The 22,053-nt window shown below is 34.6% G+C and carries 22 protein-coding genes; 17 read left to right on the plus strand and 5 right to left on the minus strand.

The window, feature by feature from the left end:
• Nucleotides 1-4: 4 nt before the first annotated feature.
• Entirely contained in the window at nucleotides 5-1,012 is a 1,008-nt protein-coding gene (locus tag EKL97_RS01165) for a glycosyltransferase family 9 protein (protein WP_126567832.1), read from the plus strand.
• Between the two features lie 85 nt (nucleotides 1,013-1,097).
• Here EKL97_RS01165 and EKL97_RS01170 read toward each other — a convergent pair whose 3' ends face one another.
• Nucleotides 1,098-2,150 (minus strand): ferredoxin--NADP reductase, encoded by a 1,053-nt coding sequence (locus EKL97_RS01170; RefSeq protein ID WP_126567834.1) that lies wholly within the window; start codon nucleotides 2,148-2,150, stop codon nucleotides 1,098-1,100.
• 151 nt (nucleotides 2,151-2,301) lie between these two features.
• On the opposite strand from EKL97_RS01170, the gene EKL97_RS01175 reads away from it, so the two are divergent.
• The 15 genes from EKL97_RS01175 (at nucleotide 2,302) to atpG (ending at nucleotide 15,639) form a co-directional block, all read left to right on the plus strand.
• Nucleotides 2,302-2,643: a PadR family transcriptional regulator gene (locus EKL97_RS01175; protein WP_091259149.1), complete on the plus strand. Its 342-nt coding sequence runs from the start codon at nucleotides 2,302-2,304 to the stop codon at nucleotides 2,641-2,643.
• 10 nt (nucleotides 2,644-2,653) lie between these two features.
• On the plus strand, nucleotides 2,654-3,325 hold the full coding sequence (locus EKL97_RS01180; RefSeq protein WP_126567836.1) for a hypothetical protein: 672 nt from the start codon (nucleotides 2,654-2,656) through the stop codon (nucleotides 3,323-3,325).
• 12 nt (nucleotides 3,326-3,337) lie between these two features.
• Nucleotides 3,338-4,039: a hypothetical protein gene (locus EKL97_RS01185; RefSeq protein WP_126567837.1), complete on the plus strand. Its 702-nt coding sequence runs from the start codon at nucleotides 3,338-3,340 to the stop codon at nucleotides 4,037-4,039.
• Between the two features lie 47 nt (nucleotides 4,040-4,086).
• Nucleotides 4,087-5,556: a DUF5687 family protein gene (locus EKL97_RS01190; protein WP_126563519.1), complete on the plus strand. Its 1,470-nt coding sequence runs from the start codon at nucleotides 4,087-4,089 to the stop codon at nucleotides 5,554-5,556.
• 50 nt (nucleotides 5,557-5,606) lie between these two features.
• The gene (locus EKL97_RS01195; RefSeq protein ID WP_126563518.1) at nucleotides 5,607-6,302 is read left to right on the plus strand and encodes an ABC transporter ATP-binding protein; all 696 of its coding nucleotides are present in this window, start codon (nucleotides 5,607-5,609) and stop codon (nucleotides 6,300-6,302) included.
• A 324-nt stretch (nucleotides 6,303-6,626) separates the two neighbouring features.
• Entirely contained in the window at nucleotides 6,627-9,251 is a 2,625-nt protein-coding gene (locus tag EKL97_RS01200) for a tetratricopeptide repeat protein (RefSeq protein WP_317125226.1), read from the plus strand.
• Nucleotides 9,252-9,253: 2 nt separating this feature from the next.
• On the plus strand, nucleotides 9,254-9,664 hold the full coding sequence (locus tag EKL97_RS01205; protein ID WP_126457781.1) for a polymer-forming cytoskeletal protein: 411 nt from the start codon (nucleotides 9,254-9,256) through the stop codon (nucleotides 9,662-9,664).
• Nucleotides 9,630-9,857, plus strand: a complete 228-nt coding sequence (locus EKL97_RS01210) for an AtpZ/AtpI family protein (protein ID WP_126552877.1) — start codon at nucleotides 9,630-9,632, stop codon at nucleotides 9,855-9,857. The genes EKL97_RS01205 and EKL97_RS01210 overlap by 35 nt, the downstream gene beginning before the upstream one ends.
• A 102-nt stretch (nucleotides 9,858-9,959) precedes the next feature.
• The gene (locus EKL97_RS01215; RefSeq protein WP_126457782.1) at nucleotides 9,960-10,352 is read left to right on the plus strand and encodes a hypothetical protein; all 393 of its coding nucleotides are present in this window, start codon (nucleotides 9,960-9,962) and stop codon (nucleotides 10,350-10,352) included.
• Nucleotides 10,353-10,472: 120 nt separating this feature from the next.
• Entirely contained in the window at nucleotides 10,473-11,609 is a 1,137-nt protein-coding gene (gene atpB / locus EKL97_RS01220; RefSeq protein ID WP_126552879.1) for a F0F1 ATP synthase subunit A, read from the plus strand.
• 106 nt (nucleotides 11,610-11,715) lie between these two features.
• Nucleotides 11,716-11,907, plus strand: coding sequence for an ATP synthase F0 subunit C (gene atpE, locus EKL97_RS01225; protein ID WP_073353856.1), 192 nt, complete (start codon nucleotides 11,716-11,718; stop codon nucleotides 11,905-11,907).
• 117 nt (nucleotides 11,908-12,024) lie between these two features.
• Complete coding sequence (locus EKL97_RS01230) at nucleotides 12,025-12,525, plus strand: F0F1 ATP synthase subunit B (protein WP_126455009.1); 501 nt, start codon at nucleotides 12,025-12,027, stop codon at nucleotides 12,523-12,525.
• Nucleotides 12,526-12,530: 5 nt separating this feature from the next.
• Entirely contained in the window at nucleotides 12,531-13,064 is a 534-nt protein-coding gene (gene atpH, locus EKL97_RS01235) for an ATP synthase F1 subunit delta (RefSeq protein ID WP_126455011.1), read from the plus strand.
• Between the two features lie 38 nt (nucleotides 13,065-13,102).
• Complete coding sequence (gene atpA, locus EKL97_RS01240) at nucleotides 13,103-14,680, plus strand: F0F1 ATP synthase subunit alpha (RefSeq protein WP_126457785.1); 1,578 nt, start codon at nucleotides 13,103-13,105, stop codon at nucleotides 14,678-14,680.
• A gap of 98 nt (nucleotides 14,681-14,778) precedes the next feature.
• Nucleotides 14,779-15,639, plus strand: a complete 861-nt coding sequence (atpG, locus tag EKL97_RS01245) for an ATP synthase F1 subunit gamma (RefSeq protein WP_126567839.1) — start codon at nucleotides 14,779-14,781, stop codon at nucleotides 15,637-15,639.
• A gap of 89 nt (nucleotides 15,640-15,728) precedes the next feature.
• On the opposite strand, the gene EKL97_RS01250 is transcribed toward atpG, so the two are convergent.
• The 4 genes from EKL97_RS01250 to EKL97_RS15730 form a co-directional block, all read right to left on the minus strand.
• Nucleotides 15,729-17,903: a peptidase domain-containing ABC transporter gene (locus tag EKL97_RS01250; RefSeq protein ID WP_126567840.1), complete on the minus strand. Its 2,175-nt coding sequence runs from the start codon at nucleotides 17,901-17,903 to the stop codon at nucleotides 15,729-15,731.
• A 78-nt stretch (nucleotides 17,904-17,981) separates the two neighbouring features.
• A complete protein-coding gene (locus EKL97_RS01255) occupies nucleotides 17,982-19,124 on the minus strand; it encodes an HlyD family secretion protein (protein WP_199736771.1) in 1,143 nt (380 codons plus the stop codon).
• A 279-nt stretch (nucleotides 19,125-19,403) separates the two neighbouring features.
• The gene (locus tag EKL97_RS15640) at nucleotides 19,404-19,589 is read right to left on the minus strand and encodes a hypothetical protein (RefSeq protein ID WP_091259184.1); all 186 of its coding nucleotides are present in this window, start codon (nucleotides 19,587-19,589) and stop codon (nucleotides 19,404-19,406) included.
• Nucleotides 19,590-19,613: 24 nt separating this feature from the next.
• Complete coding sequence (locus EKL97_RS15730; RefSeq protein ID WP_231507447.1) at nucleotides 19,614-19,787, minus strand: bacteriocin; 174 nt, start codon at nucleotides 19,785-19,787, stop codon at nucleotides 19,614-19,616.
• A gap of 513 nt (nucleotides 19,788-20,300) precedes the next feature.
• Here EKL97_RS15730 and EKL97_RS01270 point away from each other — a divergent pair.
• Nucleotides 20,301-22,007, plus strand: coding sequence for a helix-turn-helix domain-containing protein (locus tag EKL97_RS01270; protein WP_158614838.1), 1,707 nt, complete (start codon nucleotides 20,301-20,303; stop codon nucleotides 22,005-22,007).
• Nucleotides 22,008-22,053 lie beyond the last annotated feature (46 nt).

Below are 22,053 nucleotides of genomic sequence, written 5' to 3' on the forward strand. Positions count from 1 at the left end.
CGTCATGAGACTTTCCGCAATGGGAGATGTCGCCATGACGGTTCCTGTTTTACGCGCTTTTGTAAACCAGCATCCGAATGTTAAAATCACAGTGATTTCCAGACCGTTTTTCGAACCTTTTTTTGAAGGAATTCCGAATCTTTCTTTTTTTGCTTTCGATGAAAAAGTACGACACAAAGGGGTTGCAGGATTGTTGCGTTTGTTCCAAGATTTAAAAGGTTTAAACATTGATGCTTTTGCCGATTTACACAATGTCTTGCGCTCTAAAATCATCCGAAACCTTTTTGCTTTAAGCGGAAAGAAAATAGCTGCGGTAGATAAAGGAAGAGCCGAGAAAAAAGCGCTGACCCAGCCAGAAAACAAAGTGTTCCAGCAACTCCCTACGATGTTCGAAAGACACGTTAAAGTATTTGAACAACTCGGTTTTACAATTAATTTATCACAACCTGAATTTCCTCAAAAAGCAATTTTGAGCCCAGAAATTCTTGCGATAATTGGAGAAAAAAACCAGAAATGGATTGGAATTGCTCCTTTTGCACAATACGATTCTAAAGTGTATCCGTTGGATTTAATGCAGGAAGTAATTGACAAATTAGCTCTGGACACAACCAATACCATTTTGCTTTTTGGCGGTGGAAAAAAGGAAATCGAAATCTTAGATTCGCTTGCTGCTAATAAAGAAAACATGATTGTTGTTGCGGGGCAACTCAAATTGCGACAGGAATTACAACTCATTAGCAATCTTGATGTAATGCTTTCCATGGATTCTGGGAATGCACATATTGCAGCAATGCTAGGCGTAAAAGTGATTACACTGTGGGGCGCGACGCATCCGTATGCGGGATTTTCACCGTTTAATCAGCCATTGGAAAATTCTTTGGTTTCCGATAGAAATATGTTTCCAAAATTACCGACTTCGGTTTACGGGAATAAAAAAGTAGCTGGTTATGAAGATGCGATGCGTACGATTTTGCCGGGGACAGTAGTTTTAAAAATAAAAATGTTTTTTTGAACCATTAAGGGATTTAGAAAAATTACATCTCAATTATGCCTCTCAAGATGTTTTAAACAAAGCTACCGTAAAGGGAACAGTTTTCCTAAACATCATCATAATCCACATAAATAGTTTCAGAAGTTGGATGTGCCTGACAGGTAAGAATCAATCCATCGGCAATTTCTTTATCGGTTAGGATGGAGTTTTTGCTCATTTCGGCAGTTCCGGAGGTAATGCGAGCCAGACAACTGCTGCAAATTCCGCCTTGGCAGGAGTACGGAGCATCAAGGCCTTGTTTTAAAGCGGCATCAAGAACGGTTTGTTTTTGTGACATTTCAAAAGTCGTTTCCTCATCATCCACCATAATCGTGATTTTGGTATGTCCACCCAATGATTTTTTTATTTGATTTTCTTCGGCAGACGGAGTGAAAAGTTCAAATTTTACAGCCGATTCCTTGACATTATTTTCTTTTAAAACATCCGAAACCGTATTGATCATTGTTTCCGGACCACACAAATAGAATTTTTCGAATTCTAATTCTTTGTGTTTATTTTTCAAAATGAAGTTGACGGTTGATTTTTCAATTCTGCCGAATAATTCACCTTCAATTTTGGACTGACTGTATACATAGTGAACAAAGAAACGAGCTACATATTTTTGTTGTAAATCATGTAATAGTTGGTGAAACATGGTTTCTTCTGGAGTTTTATTTCCGTAAACCAAGATAAAACTGCTTTTAGGTTCGCTGCTGAGAACACTTTGAATGATGGATAAAACCGGAGTAATTCCGCTTCCGGCTACAAAAGCTGCATAATTTCTGGCGCGATCCGCATCAGCAACAAAGGTAAATTTTCCTTCTGGAGTTCCTACTTCCAGGGTATCTCCCGCTTTTAGTTTTGTATTAGCCAATTGAGAAAATGCACCACCTTTTACGGCTTTTACCGCAATTCGCAATTCGCCGCTTTCCGGAGAAGAACAAATGGAATACGCACGACGGATCTCTTCACCGTCAAGTTTCAATTTTAAGGTTGTGTATTGACCAGCCAGATAGGTGTAAAAAGCTTTAAATTCTAATGGGACGTTAAATAAGACCGAAACCGAGTCTGTGGTTTCTCGTTTAACTTCTTTAATGTTTAATTTATAGAATGACGACATGTTGTTTTTTTTGCAAATATAGTAAACAGAATAGGTTTTTTGAATTCAAAATATTTGAAATTTAACATACATCATTAAGTTATGTATAAGTTTCTTATGTATATTTGTTAGGTACAATCGAGATGATTCCAAAACGCTCAATGACAAAAAAATGAAAAACTCACAATTATACAAAGGAAGTCTGAATACGATTATCATGAAATTGCTCGAAGAAAACGGCAAGATGTACGGATATGAAATCACTCAGAAAGTAAAGTTAATTACCCAAGGCGAACTCAACATCACCGAAGGCGCTTTGTATCCGGCCTTGCACAAACTGGAAGCCGAAGGTTTGCTGGATGTAGAGATCGAAAAAGTGGATAACCGCATGCGTAAATACTACAAACTCACGGAGAGTGGTCAGAAAGAAACCGTAAACCGACTCTCAGAACTTGAAGATTTCATCCGGAATATGCAGAGTTTAGTGAACCCAAGTCCAAAATTAGAATTTTAATTTTTTGAAGATGAAATTAACTACCGAACAAATAGAATATGTATCCAATTATGTCAGATCCTTTGATATCAAATGGTGTGAATTACAAGTAGAATTGACGGATCACATGGTAACCAGTATGGAGGAAATTTGGGAGAAAGATCCAGAACTTACTTTTCATCAAGTGAAACAGTATGCCGAAGATCGTTTTGGTCGCAATGGTTTTAAAGTCATTGAAGAGGACCGCACACAAATTTTGAGAAAAGAGTTTAGAAAAGCACAGTGGAATATGATTACTGAGTATTTGAGGTTTCCTAAAATTATTTTAGGCATTTTGCTTGCCCTTTTAATCTTTAAAGCAACTTTTTATTTTGATGAACCAATTAAGTTTGTTAAAAATTCATTCGTTTTATTAGCAATACTTTTTATTCCAGCATTCTATTCTTTTTATGCAAATAGAAAAATCAAGGGGAAGCGTTTTTTAGAATTGAATATTAGTCATAGTACTTTCACAGGGATCTTTGTATTTATGTACTGGATAGTGTTTCTATTAAACACTTTTAAGGAGTCAATTCAAAGATATCCAATTATAATGTTACCTTTTTGTTGTGCTTGGGTAATGGGAATATTATTTATAATTACGGGAATTCACCTTCAAAGGAAGACAATAGTGAATGTCAAAAAACAATATCAACTGAATTAATTTTTTTTGAAGATGAAACTAACCGCCGAACAAATAGACCAACTTTACCTTTTTACCCGTCAGCATTATGTAGAATATTATGATTTGCAAACGGAATTAGTCGATCATTTGGCAAATGCCATTGAAACCGAATGGCAGCAGAATCCCAAGCTTACTTTTGACGAAGTTCTACATAAAGAGTTCAGGAAGTTTGGTGTTTTTGGGTTTATGGATGTGGTAGAAAGTCGGCAAGTAGTTTTAGGAAAAAAATACAACCGTATCGTATGGAGTCATTTCAAAGGGTTTTTTACGATACCTAAAATTATATTAACTGGGTTTTTGATTTTAGCAGTGTTTTATTTTCTTAAAGAATATTATACAAAAGAGATTTTTACCGCAACGATGCTTTTTTTAATTAGTAGTATGCTGACTTTTTTGTTTTTTGAAAACAGAAAAATGAAGAAGCGCAAGCAGGAAACGGGAAAAATTTGGCTTTTTGAAAAGACACTATCTAATTATGGAACTTTTCCGTGGTTAATGATTTTGCCCATTCATTTTTTTAATATCATTAGAATTGATCGAATTTCAAATCCAAGTGACTTGGCACTATTTTGCATGACCTTGTTTATAGTCTCATTGTCTTTGGCGATTTTCATTGTATTAAAAATAATCCCTTCCAAAGCTGAGGCCTATTTAAAACAAACCTATCCGGAATATAAATTAGAAAATTTGTAACGTTTTCTCATTTTGACTACCTACTATAAAACCAAAAGAACCAAACTATGATTCAAAAATTTCTTTATCTCGAATGGAAAGCATTTTTTAGGTCAGCTTCCTTCGCAACTAATTTGGCTTTGAAAATCCTGATGGGTTTTGTTGCCATTTATTTCATTTTAATTTTCTTGGCATTAGGAGTCGGGGCCTTTTATATTCTGAAGAAAATGAATCTGGACCCAATTGTTACCGTGAATCAATTCATGATTTATTATGTGTTGATGGATCTAATCATCCGATTGCTGTTGCAAAAAATTCCGGTAATGAACATTCGTCCTATGTTGATTTTCCCCATAAAAAAATCAACAATTGTTCATTTCTCACTAGGGAAGACGGTTTTGTCCTTCTTCAATTTGGTGCACTGTTTTTTCCTGATTCCGTTTTGTGTTGTTTTAATTATCGAAGGATACGATGTAGTTTCCGTAATGCTTTGGTACACTGCACTATTTTCTTTGCTGTTCAGCAATAATTTTCTGAATATTCTACTGAGTAATAAAGATAATTTATTTGCCATTTTCTTGGCAATAGCTGCTATTTTAGGAGGATTACACTATTACGGACTCTTTAATATTACGGAGTTTACAGCGCCATTTTTTAATGCTATTTTCAATACGTATTGGGTTTTTGCTATTCCGGTTTTGGTTTTAATCGTACTATATTATATTACTTTTCAGTATTTCAAAAAGAATTTATACCTCGATGCGGGGTTGTCAAACAAACATGATGAAGCCAAAACAGAAGAGCTGACTTGGTTAAACCAATTTGGAACCATAGGAACCTTCTTGAAAAACGACATAAAATTAATCAAAAGAAACAAACGTTCTAAAACCACTGTGGGATTGAGCGTCATGTTCCTTTTTTATGGCTTTCTTTTCTTCACTAATGGGATTGAAGCGTATAATAATCCTACAATGCATATTTTTGCGGGGATATTCGTTTCGGGTGGATTCTTAATCACCTTCGGACAATTTGTACCGAGTTGGGACAGCGCGTATTATCCGTTAATGATGACGCAAAACATTCCGTACAAAGGCTATTTGAGTTCTAAATGGTGGCTGATGGTAATTGCTACAATTGTGACTACAACCATTGCTTCGTTCTATCTTTACTTTGGATGGCAGGTATATTTAACCATTATTGTGGGTGCCATTTATAACATTGGAGTCAATTCTCATTTAGTTTTATTGGGCGGCGCGTACACTAAAACACCAATCGATTTGAGTTCCGGGAAAGGCGCTTTTGGAGATAAAAAAGCATTCAATGTAAAAACGATGCTAATTTCACTGCCGCAATTAGGATTGCCCGTTTTACTGTATTGGGCCGGTTCTACTCTAGCTGGTGCTAATGTGGGATTAGCCATAGTGGCTTCGGCAGGAGTAATAGGTTTTGCATTCAAAGACAAAGTTTTCACCTTGATTGAAAAAATCTATAAATCAGAGAAATACGCAACCATTGCGGCTTACAAACAAAAAGGATAAATAGCAATCACATTATCCAAACAACCAGTTAACCGACTAAACTTCAAAAAATGATACAAGTAAACAACCTTTCGAAAACATACAACGGAACAACCGTATTAAAAATAGATACTTTAGAAATAAAAAAAGGCGAAAGCTTTGGATTAGTAGGGAATAACGGTGCCGGAAAAACCACTTTTTTCAGTCTTTTATTAGATTTAATTCAGCCATCAACGGGAAATATTATCAATAATGACATTCAGGTAAACACCAGCGAAAACTGGAAACCGTTCACCGCTTCTTTCTTGGACGAAAGCTTTCTTATTGGGTACTTAACGCCCGAAGAATATTTTTATTTCATTGGCGATTTACGCGGACAAAACAAAGCCGATGTGGATGCTTTACTGGCAACACACGAAGAGTTTTTCAACGGAGAAATCCTCAATAACAAGAAATATTTACGCGATTTATCCAAGGGGAACCAGAAAAAAGTAGGCATCATCGCCACTTTAATTGGGAATCCGGAAGTCATTATTCTGGATGAGCCGTTTGCCAATTTAGATCCCACGACCCAATTTCGATTAAAAAAAATCATCAAGGATTTAGCGGGTAATCCGGAAGTAACCGTTCTGGTTTCTAGCCACGATTTACTGCACACCGTTGAGGTCAGCAACAGGATTGTTGCGCTGCACAAAGGCGAAGTGGTCAAAGACATTCAAACTTCGGAGGAAACCTTAAAGGAATTAGAACTATTTTTTGCCGTTTAAAATTCAACGCAACAGTCGTAGACTAAACTTTTACCGCTAATTTGCTAATTGCATTTATTAATTTAAATGTTCAGTTTGCGAATTAGCGGTTTTTTTTGGGCGTAACCCTCCGTGATTGCTTCGTCGTTCCTCCTCGCAACTTCGGGTCGGGCTGTACGCTGTATCCACGCTAAAAAGCGAGGGATGCCGCTTCCATCCCTTACGCACGATAGGAAAACCGAAATATAACACCATAATTTTCACGATAGCAAAAAGAAATGTATTTTTACCACTAAATATACTAAAACGGGTATTTACTAGTTAATTGATAAAAAACGTTTTCCATTGAAAATCAATAGATTCAAGCAGTTATTTTTCTTTTTCTTTTTTTCTTTTTTGGTAGCCTGTTCTACCAAGAGAGATACTTTTATGGCAAGAAATTCACACGCGTTAAGTACCAAGTATAATATTTTATATAACGGTCAAGTAGGATTGGATAAAGGAGTTCTGGCGGTAAATGCCAATAGCGATGATGATTTTTGGCAACTTCTGCCGGTAGAAAAAATGCAAATTGTAGAAGATTTTACTTCCACAACAAAACCTAAAAATACCGATTTTGAATTGGCAGAAGCCAAAGCGACCAAAGCCATTCAAAAACATTCGATGAACATTGGTGGCAGAGAAAAAAACAGTCAAATAGACGAAGCGTATCTGATGCTTGGAAAAGCCAGGTATTACGACCAGCGATTTGTTCCGGCACTCGATGCTTTCAATTACATTCTCTACAAATATCCAAACAGCAGCAAGATTTATGAAGCCAAAATTTGGCGGGAAAAAACAAACATGCGTCTGGGAAATGATGCTTTGGTCATAAAAAACATCAGTAAATTAGTAGAAGATCACGACCTGAAAAATCAAGTTTTTGCGGATGCAAATGCCCTTTTGGCCGCTTCTTTTTTTAATTTAGAAGAAAAAGACAGCGCCGTTGCTAAGATCAAAAACGCGATTGAATTCACTAAAATAAATCAGGAAAAAGCACGATACCGTTTTGTTTTGGGACAACTGTATCAGGGATTAGGATACAAAGACAGCGCGGTTGCATCCTATCAATCCGTGATTGACATGAACCGAAAATCCGAAAGAAGATTTGTCATTCAGGCGCATGCCAAAAAAGCCGAATTGTTTGATTATGAAAAGGGAGATTTTAATTCTTTTGTTGAAACCTACGATGAATTAATAGAAGACAGAGAGAACAGGCCTTATAAAGATCTGATTTTTCATCAAATGGCAGTGTTTTATGATAAACAAAAAAGACAGGAACAAGCCTTAGATTTTTATAACGCCTCGTTAAAGACCAGTTCAAAAGACACCTATTTAGTAGCGTCAAATTATAGAAATTTAGGAAACCTGTATTTTAGAAATGCGGATTATCCTGTGGCGGCAAAATATTATGACAGTACCTTGGTTAAATTGAATACAAAATCAAGGGAGTTTAATAAAATACAAAAAATAAGAAGCAATCTCGATGAGGTGATTTTGTATGAAGCGCTAGCAAAGCGAAATGACAGCATCCTGAATGTGGTGGCGATGAACCCTGCGGATCGTCAAACTTATTTTGAAAAGTATATCGTTCAACTAAAAGAAAAAGAGGAAGTCAAAAGACTTTTAGCGGAGCAAAATAAAGCAAAACAGGAAAACATAGAGCGGAATAATTCGATTGGATCGGCAGGTTCGGCTTCAGATCAAGAGTCCGCAAAACCCATTCGGAAATCACCCATGATGCCACCAACCATTCCCAGCGCGACGACCCAATCAGCGGGTAGTTTCTATTTTTATAATCCTACAACAGTTGCTTTTGGAAAAGTAGACTTCAAGAAAAATTGGGGAGAAAGGACTTTAAATGGGAATTGGAGACTTTCATCAGGAAATGCTAACCCAACTTTGGCTGCTGCTTCGGTTGAGGACAGTCAATCCGTTGAAAAGAAAACGGAATCAAATAAAATTATAGAAGAACATACACCAGATTTTTACCTGAAACAGCTTCCTACGGCACAAATCGAGTTAGACAGCATAGCCAAAGAACGTAATTTTGCTTACTATCAATTGGGTATTATTTATAAGGAAAAATTCAAAGAAAATAGTTTGGCTATTGCAAAACTGGAACAATTATTAAACAATAATCCAGAGGAAAAACTGGTACTTCCAGCGATGTATAATTTGTATAAATTATATCAAATCACCGATGTAAACATGGCAACTGCGATGAAAAAGAAGATAACAATTCGGTTTCCGGATTCGCGTTATGCACAAATAATTAACAACACCAATCCGGATGCAATTTCTCAAACCGAAACCCCGGAAAGCGTCTATGCTAAGTGGTATAAAGCATTCCAAGAAGAGCAATTTATTGCCGTTATAGAGCATTCAGACAGCTTGATTACTCAATTTTCAGGCGAGGATATTGTATCTAAATTCGAATTGCTCAAAGCAAGTGCCATTGGAAAACTAAAAGGTGTGACGGCCTACAAAAACGCATTACAAGAGGTGGCTGATAATTATCCAAATAGCGAAGAAGGCAAAGGAGCACAGGTTATTTTGAATGACCAAATCCCGTTTTTAGAGAAAATGGAGTTGAATACAACGGATTCAAATAATTGGAAAATTCTATATCAAGTAGGTTCTCGTGACGATAAAAATACAAAAGCAGTGGAAGAAAAAATTAAAATGTTCATAGCCAGTGAAAATCTTCAGAAACTATATTATTCCTATGATATTTATACGGAGAAAGAAAATTTCATTACCATTCACGGTATAAAATCACGGGTTTATGCAACTGACATAACATTGGTTTTAGCAGAGAACATAAAATATAAAATCACGGATGCCGCAATAGTGGTTTCAGGTGAAAACTACAAAGTAATCCAAATCAAGAAAAATCTCGAAACGTATTTGGTACCAAAAAAGCAATAATTATGTTTGATAAAAAAGCAAAATCCTATACCGATCTTTTAGGAAAAACGAATCGGATTGTTGAAGGAACTACGATAAAAGGCGATATTATTTCGCAGGCTGATTTTAGATTAGACGGAAATTTAATTGGTAATTTTCAGTCAGAAGGAAAAATAGTGATTGGACCCGCAGGAAGTGTCACTGGAGATATTGTATGCAAAAATGCGGACATCGAAGGAAAATTTGAAGGTAAAATTCAGGTAACCGAAGTATTGAATGTAAAATCAAAGGCCAGTATTCATGGAGAAGTTATTGTAGGGAAATTAGCAGTAGAGCCAGGCGCTGATTTTAGTGCATCTTGTGCCATGAAAACAAATATTAAAAATGTAATGCAAAACGATGGACAACAAACCACCCCCGAAAAGAGCGAATAAATGGCTGCAGTTCATTAATATTCCAATTCAAATGGGAGTTATCATATTTTTGTTTTCCTATCTTGGGGAGTGGTTAGACGAGAATTATCCCCATCCAAGAGTATATTACAGTAAAATTGTAGTGATGGTTGGCGTGGTTTTGGCATTGTACAATGTAATCCGTCAGGTAAACGAAATCAATAAAACGCAGTAATTTTTCAAAATAAAAAGCGTAAAAACCAATCGTAACACGTTCCGATTTTACAAATTAAAATAACGTTGCGCCTGAGTGCCTTTGCGGCAAAAAACAAATACAATGAATTTAAAAAAATACAAACCACTGCTGCCTTTATTGGTGCTTGCGGGATTGGCTTACGGTATTCATAGAGTTGTTTTTTATGTTTTGCACATAAATGACTCCACTTTTTACTATTCGATAGAAACCCTATACCTGCTGTTCTTGGCGTTGTCAATTATGGTATTTGTGGTTTTGCTGAAAGTGAAAGAACGAAGTTTTGATAATGTAGGCATGTCATTTCTTTTGAGCACCAGTATCAAAATGATAGTTTGTTATTTGATTTTAAAGCCTATATTGCGGGTTACAATTGAAATTAAATCAATAGAGAAAATTAATTTTTTTATAATGTTTATTCTCTTTTTAGCAATCGAAACCATATTAACAATACGTATCTTAAACGAAAAGCAATAAATATATTTTTTAAGGAACAAATCCATCAAAAATAATTTTTTATATTCTTTTGCATATTAATAAAAGATGTACATTTGCACCAAATTTCAGAAACGTAATAAATTAAGATAATTAACTGTTATGGTGATTTCAAACAAACCACTTAGATTCATAGTAGCGACTTTAGTAGCGTGTCTTCCTTTAATTAGTTTTGCAAATCCGGAACAGGATTCTGTGAAAGTAAAAACAGAAGTTGCTCATGAGGCAGCTGAAGGAGCTCATGCTGAACCAACAGATGTAAAATCTGAAATTAAGGAATTTATCAATCATCACCTTTTAGATTCACATTCTTTTACCTTTAATGCGGATAAAGAATCAGGATCACATAATGGTTTCTCATTGCCTGTTATCCTTTGGGACAATGGTTTGCAAGTATTTTCTTCTTCAAAATTTCATTATGGTGAAGAAACAGCAGAGCACAATGGAAACTTCTACGTATTGCACCACGAAAAAATATACAAAACAGAGGCGGACGGAACTTTAACAGAAGGCGAACATGGTCATCCTACTAATGTAACGCCACTTGATTTATCCATCACTAAAAGTGTGGTTGGTATTTTGTTTGTCGCCATTTTAATGTTTATCTTGTTTAAAGGTTTAGCAAAATCATATACTAAAAACGGAGGAATTGCTTCAGGAGCCGGACGCATATTTGAACCGATTGTTTTGTATGTCAGAGACGAAATTGCCATACCAAATATTGGAGAAAAAAAATATAAGAAATACATGAGTTACTTGTTAACGATATTTTTCTTTATTTTATTTCTAAACATTTTAGGGTTAACGCCACTGGGATTCAATATAACGGGAAATATTGCTATAACAGCATCGCTGGCTATTTTGACGTATGTAATTACCACTTTCTCAGCCAATAAAAATTACTGGGCACACATTTTCTGGATGCCAGGGGTGCCAACTCCAATGAAATTTATTTTGGCGCCAATTGAATTATTGGGAACCATCATCAAACCATTTTCATTAATGATCCGTTTGTACGCTAATATTTTAGCAGGACACGTAGTTTTGATGAGTATCATTGGTTTAATGTTTATTTTTAAAAGTTGGATTGGAAGCAGTTTGTCATTTGGATTGGCATTTGTGCTTATGATTCTTGAAATATTAGTAGCTTTTTTACAAGCGTATATTTTCACTATGTTATCCGCACTTTATTTTGGAGCAGGAAACGAAGAGCATCATCACGAAGAGGCTCACCATTAAGTCGAAAGTCAAACGTTGAAAGTTTAAAAGTCACCTTGACTTTATGACATTCGACCTTACAACTTTAGACTATTAATAAAAATGTTTAATTTTTAATTTATATATTATGGAAATTCCAACTATTGTAGGAGCAGGATTGATTGTTATCGGAGCAGGTTTAGGTATTGGTAGAATTGGTGGTTCAGCAATGGACGCTATTGCTCGTCAACCAGAAGCTTCTGGAAAAATCCAAACAGCTATGCTTATCGCAGCTGCACTTATTGAAGGTATTGGTTTTGCTGCGTTATTCGCATCTTAATTAAAACTAAAAAAAACAATAGTTACAACGGTTGGTTGTAACTATTGTTTTTAAAATTAAAACATTACAAATTGCGATTAAAAGCAATTCATACTTTAAAATTTATAATTAGATATAATGGATAAGTTAATAAATGATTTTTCGTTTGGTTTGTTTATTTGGCAAATAGTAATATTTGTAGGATTGATATTCTTGTTAAAAAAATTCGCTTGGAAACCAATTCTGGATGCAGTTAATGATAGAGAAGAAGGAATTAAAAATGCCTTACTATCTGCTGAAAACGCTAGAAAAGAAATGCAAAATCTTCAAGCTGACAACCAACGTATTTTACAAGAAGCAAGATTAGAGCGTGACAACATGCTTAAAGACGCTCGTGAAATAAAAGAGAAAATGGTTGCTGATGCAAAAAATGAAGCACAGGCTCAAGGATTAAAAATGATCGAGCAAGCGAAAGCAGCAATTGAAAGTGAAAAAAATGCAGCCATGGCCGAATTGAAATTACAAGTTTCAACATTGTCATTGAATATCGCAGAAAAAATATTGAAAGACGAATTATCTAACAAAGAAGCTCAAACTAAATTAGTTGAGAAAATGTTAGGTGATGTAAAGTTAAACTAACAATTATGGCAAGTACAAGAGCAGCAATTCGCTATGCAAAAGCAATTCTAGACTTAGCAAACTCAAAAGGTGTTGCCGAAGTTGTAAATAACGACATGAAATTGATTGCTTCGACAATTAAGGGTAATTTAGAATTGAGTACTTTTATTCAAAACCCGACCATGAAAGTGGAGGTAAAAGAAAAAGCACTGTTAGAAGTTTTTGCCGGTATAAATGGCGTAACTCAAGGGTTGTTTCATTTATTATTTGAAAACAAAAGATTCGAAATTCTAGAAGCAATTGCCATAGAGTACAGTAAATTATCGGATATTATGAATGGTATTGAAGTAGCGCAGGTTACTACAGCGATTCTTATGGATGCAGCATTAGAAGCTAAAGTTTTGGCTAAAATTGCAACACTTTCGGATAAAAAAATCACAATAGAAAATATAGTAGATGCTTCAATCATTGGAGGATTTATTCTTAGAATAGGCGACAAGCAATACAATGCTTCAGTAGCCAACAGATTACAAGTATTAAAAAGAGAGTTAAGTAATTAGTTTTATTGCACATTTAAGTGTCTAAATTATAAATTAAGATGGCGGAAATCAAACCTGCTGAAATTTCAGCAATATTAAGAAAGCAAGTAGAAGGTTTTGAATCTGGTGCTACACTAGAAGAAGTAGGAACAGTACTTCAAGTTGGAGATGGTATTGCTCGTGTTTACGGGCTTTCGAATGTTCAATATGGAGAGTTAGTTGAATTTGACAATGGATTAGAAGCTATTGTTTTGAATCTTGAAGAAGATAATGTAGGTGTAGTTCTTTTAGGACCATCTACAGGAATCAAAGAAGGTTCAACTGCTAAAAGAACACAACGTATTGCTTCTCTTAAAGTAGGAGAACAAATGGTAGGTCGTGTAGTAAACACACTTGGTTTTCCTATTGATGGAAAAGGACCAATCGGTGGAGACTTATACGAAATGCCGTTAGAAAGAAAAGCTCCTGGAGTTATCTTCCGTCAACCCGTTACTGAGCCATTACAAACAGGAATAAAAGCAGTAGATGCTATGATTCCAGTAGGTCGTGGACAACGTGAGCTAGTTATTGGTGACCGTCAAACAGGTAAATCAACTGTTTGTATCGATACTATCTTAAATCAAAAAGAATTTTACGATGCTGGGAAACCAGTATTTTGTATCTATGTTGCTATTGGACAAAAAGCTTCGACTGTAGCAGGAATTGCTAAAATGTTAGAAGAAAAAGGCGCAATGGCATATACCATTATTGTTGCTGCAAATGCTTCTGATCCAGCTCCAATGCAAGTGTATGCTCCTTTCGCAGGTGCTGCAATTGGAGAATATTTTAGAGATTCAGGTCGTCCGGCTTTAATTGTTTATGATGATTTATCTAAACAAGCGGTTGCATACCGTGAGGTTTCTCTGTTATTGAGAAGACCACCGGGACGCGAAGCATATCCTGGAGACGTTTTCTACCTTCACAGTAGATTATTAGAACGTGCTTGTAAAGTAATTGCAGATGATGGAATTGCTAAAGACATGAACGATTTACCAGATTCATTGAAATCAATTGTAAAAGGTGGTGGTTCATTGACTGCGCTGCCAATTATTGAAACTCAAGCTGGTGACGTTTCTGCATACATCCCAACAAACGTAATTTCTATTACAGATGGTCAAATTTTCCTTGATGGAGATTTGTTTAACTCTGGGGTTCGTCCGGCAATTAACGTAGGTATTTCGGTATCTCGTGTTGGAGGAAATGCTCAAATAAAATCAATGAAAAAAGTAGCAGGTACATTGAAATTGGATCAAGCACAATTCCGTGAATTAGAAGCGTTTGCTAAATTTGGTTCTGATCTTGATGCCGTTACTTTAAACGTAATTGAAAAAGGAAGAAGAAACGTTGAAATCTTGAAACAAGGTTTGAACGATCCATATACTGTTGAAGATCAAGTTGCGATTATCTATGCTGGTTCTAAAAACTTATTGAGAAATGTTCCTGTGAACAAAGTAAGAGAATTTGAGAAAGATTTCTTGGAATTCTTGAACAACAAACACAGAGCAACTCTTGACGCTTTAAAAGCAGGAAAATTAACAGACGAAATTACAGATGTAATTGAATCTGTGGCAAAAGAATTATCAGCAAAATATAACTAAAACTAGTCAAAAGTTGTAAAGTCGAAAGTCTTAAAGTCAGTTTATCTGCTTTTGAGGACTTTAGACTTTATGACTTTACGACATTAGACTAATATAAAATGGCAAATTTAAAGGAAATCCGTAATAGAATTACTTCCGTTTCATCTACGATGCAAATTACATCGGCAATGAAAATGGTTTCTGCAGCAAAGCTAAAGAAAGCACAAGATGCAATCACAGCAATGCGCCCTTATGCCGAAAAATTAACGGAATTATTGCAAAATCTTTCTGCCACGCTTGATGGTGAGATAGGAGGAGAGTTTACCTTACAACGAGAGATCAAGAAAGTATTATTAGTTGTAATAACTTCTAACAGAGGTTTAGCGGGTGCTTTTAATACGAATGCAATCAAAGAAGCTAAAAATCGCGCTGAATTTTATACGGGGAAGCAAGTGGATATTTTTGCTATTGGCAAAAAAGGAAATGATGTTTTGAGTAAAACACATTCAGTGGTTGATAATCAAAGCGTAGTTTTTGATGACTTGACTTTTGATGCTGTAGCTAAAATTGCGGATACATTAACGGAGAAATTCGTTTCAGGAGAATATGATAAAATTGAGTTGATTTATAACCAATTTAAAAATGCCGCAACACAAATCGTTCAAACCGAACAATTTTTGCCATTGGCACCTATAAAATCTGATCTTACAGTTTCAACTGGTGATTATATTTTTGAACCTTCAAAAGAAGAAATCGTGTTGACTTTAATTCCAAAATCATTAAAAACACAATTGTATAAAGGAATTCGGGATTCATTTGCCTCAGAGCACGGAGCGCGTATGACTGCGATGCATAAAGCAACTGATAATGCAACGGAAATGAGAAATCAATTGAAATTAACATATAATAAAGCACGTCAGGCTTCTATTACTAATGAGATCTTAGAGATCGTTGGTGGTGCTGAAGCGTTGAATGGATAATAGATTATTGATTCAAAATATATAAAGAGTCACGTATAGCGTGACTCTTTTCTTGTTTCTAAGGGAATTGTTTAATAATCTTTTTTTTCTTAAACCAATCCTTGTTTATTCCATAAATCGTAGTACTTTCCTTTTTGTTCTATTAATGCGACATGATTTCCGGACTCCACGATAGTGCCATTTTCCATTACCAAAATAGTATCTGCATTAGCTATAGTACTCAATCGATGGGCTATGACAATAACTGTTTTTCCCTGAGATTTAAAATTATCAATCACTTCTTTTACAATGTGTTCCGAGTTAGTATCTAATGAAGAAGTGGCTTCATCCATTAATAACACTTCCGGGTTTTTGTACAAGGCTCTTGCTATAGCAATACGTTGTTTTTGTCCTCCAGAGAGCATGGCGCCATTTTCTCCAATTTGAGTTTCAAAACCATTGGGCAATTTCTCCACAAACTCTGTAATTCCCAATTGTTTGGACAAATCTAAAATGCGTTGAATATTTGGAAATGAATCGCCTAAAGCAATGTTTTCGATAATATTTCCCGAAAACAGATTGAGCTGTTGCGGAATGACACCAATGCAATTCCGTAAACTCTGATAATGTATGAATTGAGAATCATATTCTCCAATATAAATTTTTCCTTCTTTTATGGGATATAAGTTTTGCAACAGTGAAATCAGTGTCGTTTTACCACTTCCGCTTTCGCCAACGATAGCTGTGGTTTCATTTTTCTTGAAAACCGCATTAAAATTTTTGAAAACTTCTGTTCGAGAGCCATAACGAAACGTTACATTTTCGAATTTTATATCTCCTATGTTTTCTCTTTGTAATTCGACTTTATTTTCTGTCTCTTCTCGTTCTAAATCCATTATCTCAAATAGACGATCTGCGGCAATTAAGGCATTTTGAGCGGTTTTATTCATCCCAATTAATGATGCTACTGGTGAGGTAAAATAGCCAATTAATGCATAGAATGAAAACAATTCACCTGGAGTTATAGCTCTGTCAATTACATAACCAGAACCTATCCACATAAGTATTACTGTAAATATAGAGGCCAAGAACTGCGTTGAAGTCCCAGCAAAAAGACCATTTAGTCCAGATTTGTAGCCAGTAAAAAGTAATTTAACAAACTTGTTTTCTGTTTTTAAATTTGAAAATTCTTCAATTCCAAATTCTTTAACCGTTCTAATATGGGTAATACTCTCGACTAATTGCGTTTGCAATTCCGCAGCATTCTCCATGATAACGCGTTCCACTTTTTTATTGAACTTATTTAAAATAAAATAAATAGCTCCATAAAATGGAATCACCAGCAGAATCACCAAGGCCAATTTCCAATAATAGGTAAACATCAAGGTAAAGGAAAAAATCACAATGAAGATATTTACAATCATATCAATCGCCACTTCATTGATAAAAGATCTAATTTTTACCGCATCGCCAATCCGGGATGTGATTTCTCCAACTTGCATCGTGTCAAAAAAACGTTGCGGAAGATGGAGTAAATGTTTATAGTATCCTAAAATTAATTTGGCATCAATCAATTGCCCCGTTTTCATAACAAAAACACTCTTTTGAGAACCGATGTAGGCTTGCAATATGATGATAAAAATCATGGAAACACTCAGCAAATTGAGTAAGTTTCTGTTGCCTTCAACCAAAACATAATCGGTAATTTTTTGAATGTAGATGGACATGGCCAATCCTAAAACGGTAAAAAGTATGGCACCCGCCAAAGCCTGAATTAAAATGGTTTTATGTGGCTGTACCAAATCCCAAAAGCGTTTTAATGGAGTAACTTTTTCGTTATATTCCTTGAAATCATCATTCGGTGCAAAAAGAATCAGTACACCAGTCCAGATTTTTTGAAATTCTTCATACGTATAGGTTTCCATTTTGCCAAAAGCGGGATCCATTACCGTTATGGTTCCCCCTCCTTTGGAGGGGTTAGGGGAGGATTCAACTTTATAAATCACCACATAATGATGCAATTGTTCTTTTACTATAATGTGAGCAATAGCAGGGAGCGGAATTTTATCAATAGCATCTATGCCTCCTTTTACTCCCTTGGCAGAAAAACCCATTTTTTCGGCAGCTTCAATTATCCCCAGCACATTGGTACCTCTTTTATCGGTATTCGCAAATTGACGAATGCGCGCTATAGGCAGATTAACTTTGTAATGATTGCCAATAGAAGCGAGACAAGCAGCACCACAATCTTTAATATCATGTTGTTTTATTTTTATTGAAGCCATTATAAGAGTATAGATGATAGAAAAAAGACTTTAGAATTTTCTCAGAGAGTATAAATTATTTTATAAAATTTTACCAGTTTAAGATTTGGATGCAATTTGTTTTGGGTTGAGCCAATCATCGACTTTGTCAAACAATAAATCAAATAAGCTTCTTCTTGTAATGATGTATCGTGTGGTTAGGGTCATTCCTTTTGTAATTTGGGTTTTGTAACCGGATTGCAATTGCATTGCGGTAGTATTCAGTGCGCATCGTACTTTAAAAAAAGCTTGTTCCCCTTGAATGGTAATATTACGGTCAATATCGATTACTTTTCCTTCTAGCAAACCCCATTGGTTGTAATTGAAAGCATCGAGTTGAAATTTCACCTTTTGATTTTTTCTAATTAAACCTATATCGTTTGGTGAAACGGTGCTTTCTACAATCAATTGATCTATTGCCGAAATAGAGGCTATAGGTTGAGAGGCGTTCAAGAAAGAACCAGCTTGAATTCCTGAGAAATTTTCTATAGTTCCAGATAATGGTGCTGTTATATAATAGTTTTGCGCTTCTACTTTTATTTTTTCTAGGGTGCCGTTTAGGTTTTGAAGTTGCATTTGTAGCTCTCGTTTGCTGTTTTGCCAAAGGCTACGTTGGTTTTTTTCTAAACCAGAAAGTGCTTGCTGAGCATACGTATAATCAAAACTATATTTCTCAAATTCAGCTTTGGCAATTATGCCCTTATCATGCAACTGTTTGTTTCGGTCATATACTATTTTTGATTGGGCAATTTTGCTTTGCAATTCCTCTCTTTTATTATTGTAACTCTGCCACTCTTGCTGCATAGCAAGTGTTTTAAAACCCGTAGCCCTGCCTTGTGTAACTTGAGTTAAATCATGAATTTGATCCTGAATAGTAGCCGCCGTCACTTGATTATTGGCTTTCTCGGTATTTAAATTTTCTTGGGTAATGGCAATCAGGGTATCTCCTTGTTGCACTACTTGGTTATTCTTTATTTTTATAAAAGTTACTTTGCCATTCACTAAGCTACTTACTGGAACATTGTCAGTAGTACTTCGCACGATACCGCGACTCTGACTGCTAATGTCTATTTTGATGACAGGCAATAGTGCCAGAAAAATAAGTATAGCCAGAATCAAGACCAAGTAAATAGAAATACTCTTGGTTTTGTTTTTTGCGATAAGGTTTTCGAGAGTGTTTATGGGATCTTGACTGAAGTTCATTTTTTTTAGTGAATTTATAAGACACGTTTGTATAGATAATAAAAACATGGAGAACCTGCAATCCAACAAACAAATTTCCTTTAACTGATTACTATTTCAATACTAAAAAGACTGCCTAATAAAATAGGCAGTCTCACAATAAAAATCTTGATTTAAAAGTTATTTTTTAACTTTTGAATATGAGCAATTAACGCTCCTAAAGCAATACCTATGATAAATATCTTAAACCAATAAGGAGCTAAGTATTGCATTATTTTATGATAAGTCATTGTGTTAATTTTATGATGTTGCCCAGTCTACAAATTTATAGACGCCATATCCAACTAAAGCACCTACAACAACAACGCCAACAACTGTAGCCCCTGCAGCAGCCACGGCTATCACTGCTGGAGCAAGATAACCTCCTTCAGTCTCTTTGGACTCTTGGATACTAATTTCCTTTAAATTCAACGCTTCTAAATTCATATTTTAATTTTTTGATATTTAACATTATTTTTGTCCTTGAGCAACTGCTGCACCTACACCAACTCCTACCCAAAATGCAGTAGCTACAGTTTCAGCAGATATTGCTATTCCCCATATTAGAAGAGGTATAAACCCACCTTCTGTTCCTTTAACTTCTTGAGCATTAAGCTCCACTAAATTCAAATTATCTAAATTCATTTTTTAAGTTTTTAAAATTACACATTTCATTTCAATAAAAAGTTTCTCGAGAACTTTTGTGCTTGGTTTTTTTTAGAGACCATAGCTTTCAAACTCCTTGCTCTGTTTTTTTTGAAAGGGTTACAGTACAGCTGAATTATTCCCTTATGCTTTGTTTTTTGAGGAACAAATACCTTTACATAAAACCTCATGCTCTGTTTTTTTTGAAAGGGTTACAGTACAGCTGAATTATTCCCTTGTAATTGGCCAATTGATTTAGGAAAGTAATCTACATTTAAAAGTAACGTCTTACTCCAAACGCTTTCACTTTCTTTGTGCCAAAACTAGAGTAAGAAGAGGTTCTAAGCAAACTGTTATTATCGGAATTCCTGAATTCCGATACTGAATTCACGGAATTCCACAAATTGTATTTTATAAATCACTGAAAATATGCTATTTAAATAATGTAAAAAAATCATTATTTTTAAGATTATTTTAGTGATGTTGCTGTATTTTTGTGCAAAATCTACTGTAATGACTAACCAACGTTTTATTAAAATAGTGCTTTTAATACTGTTTCCTTATTGTTTATTGGCGCAAACGGCTGATAAATTTATCGGAAAAGATTCGTATGAAGATTTAAAAAAAGAGTTTATTTTACAGAAAAGTGATAATAATAAGAAAACATTTATTTCGGAAATCATTTCTAAATCTTATTCTAGAAAAAATAATTTAAGTCTTTCACGGGGTTTTTATCTTTTATCAACATTATACAAAGGAAATAAAGCAATACAATACCTTGATTCATCTATTGCCTATTCAACTAATCAAAATGATTATAATTTTCCAGCATTGTCTTATTCTAGAAAGGCATATGAGTTAAGAATGCAATTTAAGTATAGCAAGGCTTTAGCTAATTATTTCAAAGCAGAAAAATATGCTAAAGACAATAATGAAGATTTAAATTTTTATATCAAGCGGTCAATTGGTGTTTTAAGGTCAGAGGAATTAGGTGAAGTAGAGGAGGCATTGCTACTATATCGTGAATGTTTAAGTTACATAAGAAAAAAAGACATATCATCTTTAAAATACAGTAGCGATTATCACAATCTTTTATTTGTGATTGCCGATGCGCACAAATCATTAAAGAATTTAGACTCTGCTAGTTTTTATAACAAATTAGGGTACAAAGAATCGATTATAACCAACGATAAGTTTTATATACCATATTTTATTTTAAATGAAGGTGCAAATGAAATGTTAAAGAAAAATTACAAAGCATCTTTAGATAGTATAAATAAGGCATTGCCTCAAATAATATTAGATAAAAATTTTGGTAATATACTGGCGTCTTATTTTTATTTAGGAAAGTCGTACGCTGGTATGAGTAGTGAAAAGAAAGCGATTCAAAATTTTATCAAAGTAGATTCCATGTATTTATTAAATAAAAGAATTACACCAGAGTTTATAAGTGGGTATTCCTATTTAATTGAATATTACAAAAAAACTGGAGACAAAGAAAATCAATTAAAATTCTTGAATAAGTTTATGAGTATTGATAGCATATTACAAAGAAACTATAAGCATTTAAATAAAGTTTTAGTCAAAGAATATGACACTCCTCGTTTACTTGCAGAAAAAGAATCCCTTGTACAATCCTTGCAAAACAATGAATCTAGATATTTTATATGGATTTTGATTCTAATAGTAGGTATTGGAGGCTTAATAGGCTACCAATTTTATTCAAAAAAACAATATCAAAAACGATTTGAAGCAATTATTCGTCCTACATCAGTTGATTTTCAGCCTTCTGGTGCTATAAAAAAGGAAGATGATTTTAAACAAGAAAGTAAATCACAAGAATCACGAGGTATAGCAATAGAGGTTGTGGAGCAATTATTAGAGAAGTTAGTCTACTTTGAACGCAATAAGGGATATTTAGAGAATACGATTACCATTCAAAAAGTAGCTTTGCAGTTAAATACAAATACAAAATATTTGTCTAATGTTATTAATGAACATAAAGGAAAAACGTTTGTGCATTATATTAACGATTTGAGAATTACACATGCGGTTGACCAATTGCAAGCCCAAACGAAATTACGAAATTACACCATGCCTTTTTTAGCGAAGGAGTTTGGATTCAATTCTGCCGAAGCTTTTGCTGCGGCTTTTTATAAGAAAAACAAGATTAAGCCTACTTTTTTTCTAAAAGCACTAGAAAATGAAAAATATTCATAACTATTTCGTTTTCAGTTAATTATTTTATATAGCGCTATCGGAATTC

The sequence above is a fragment of the Flavobacterium sp. LS1P28 genome, from assembly GCF_003970335.1.
Taxonomy (GTDB): Bacteria; Bacteroidota; Bacteroidia; order Flavobacteriales; family Flavobacteriaceae; genus Flavobacterium.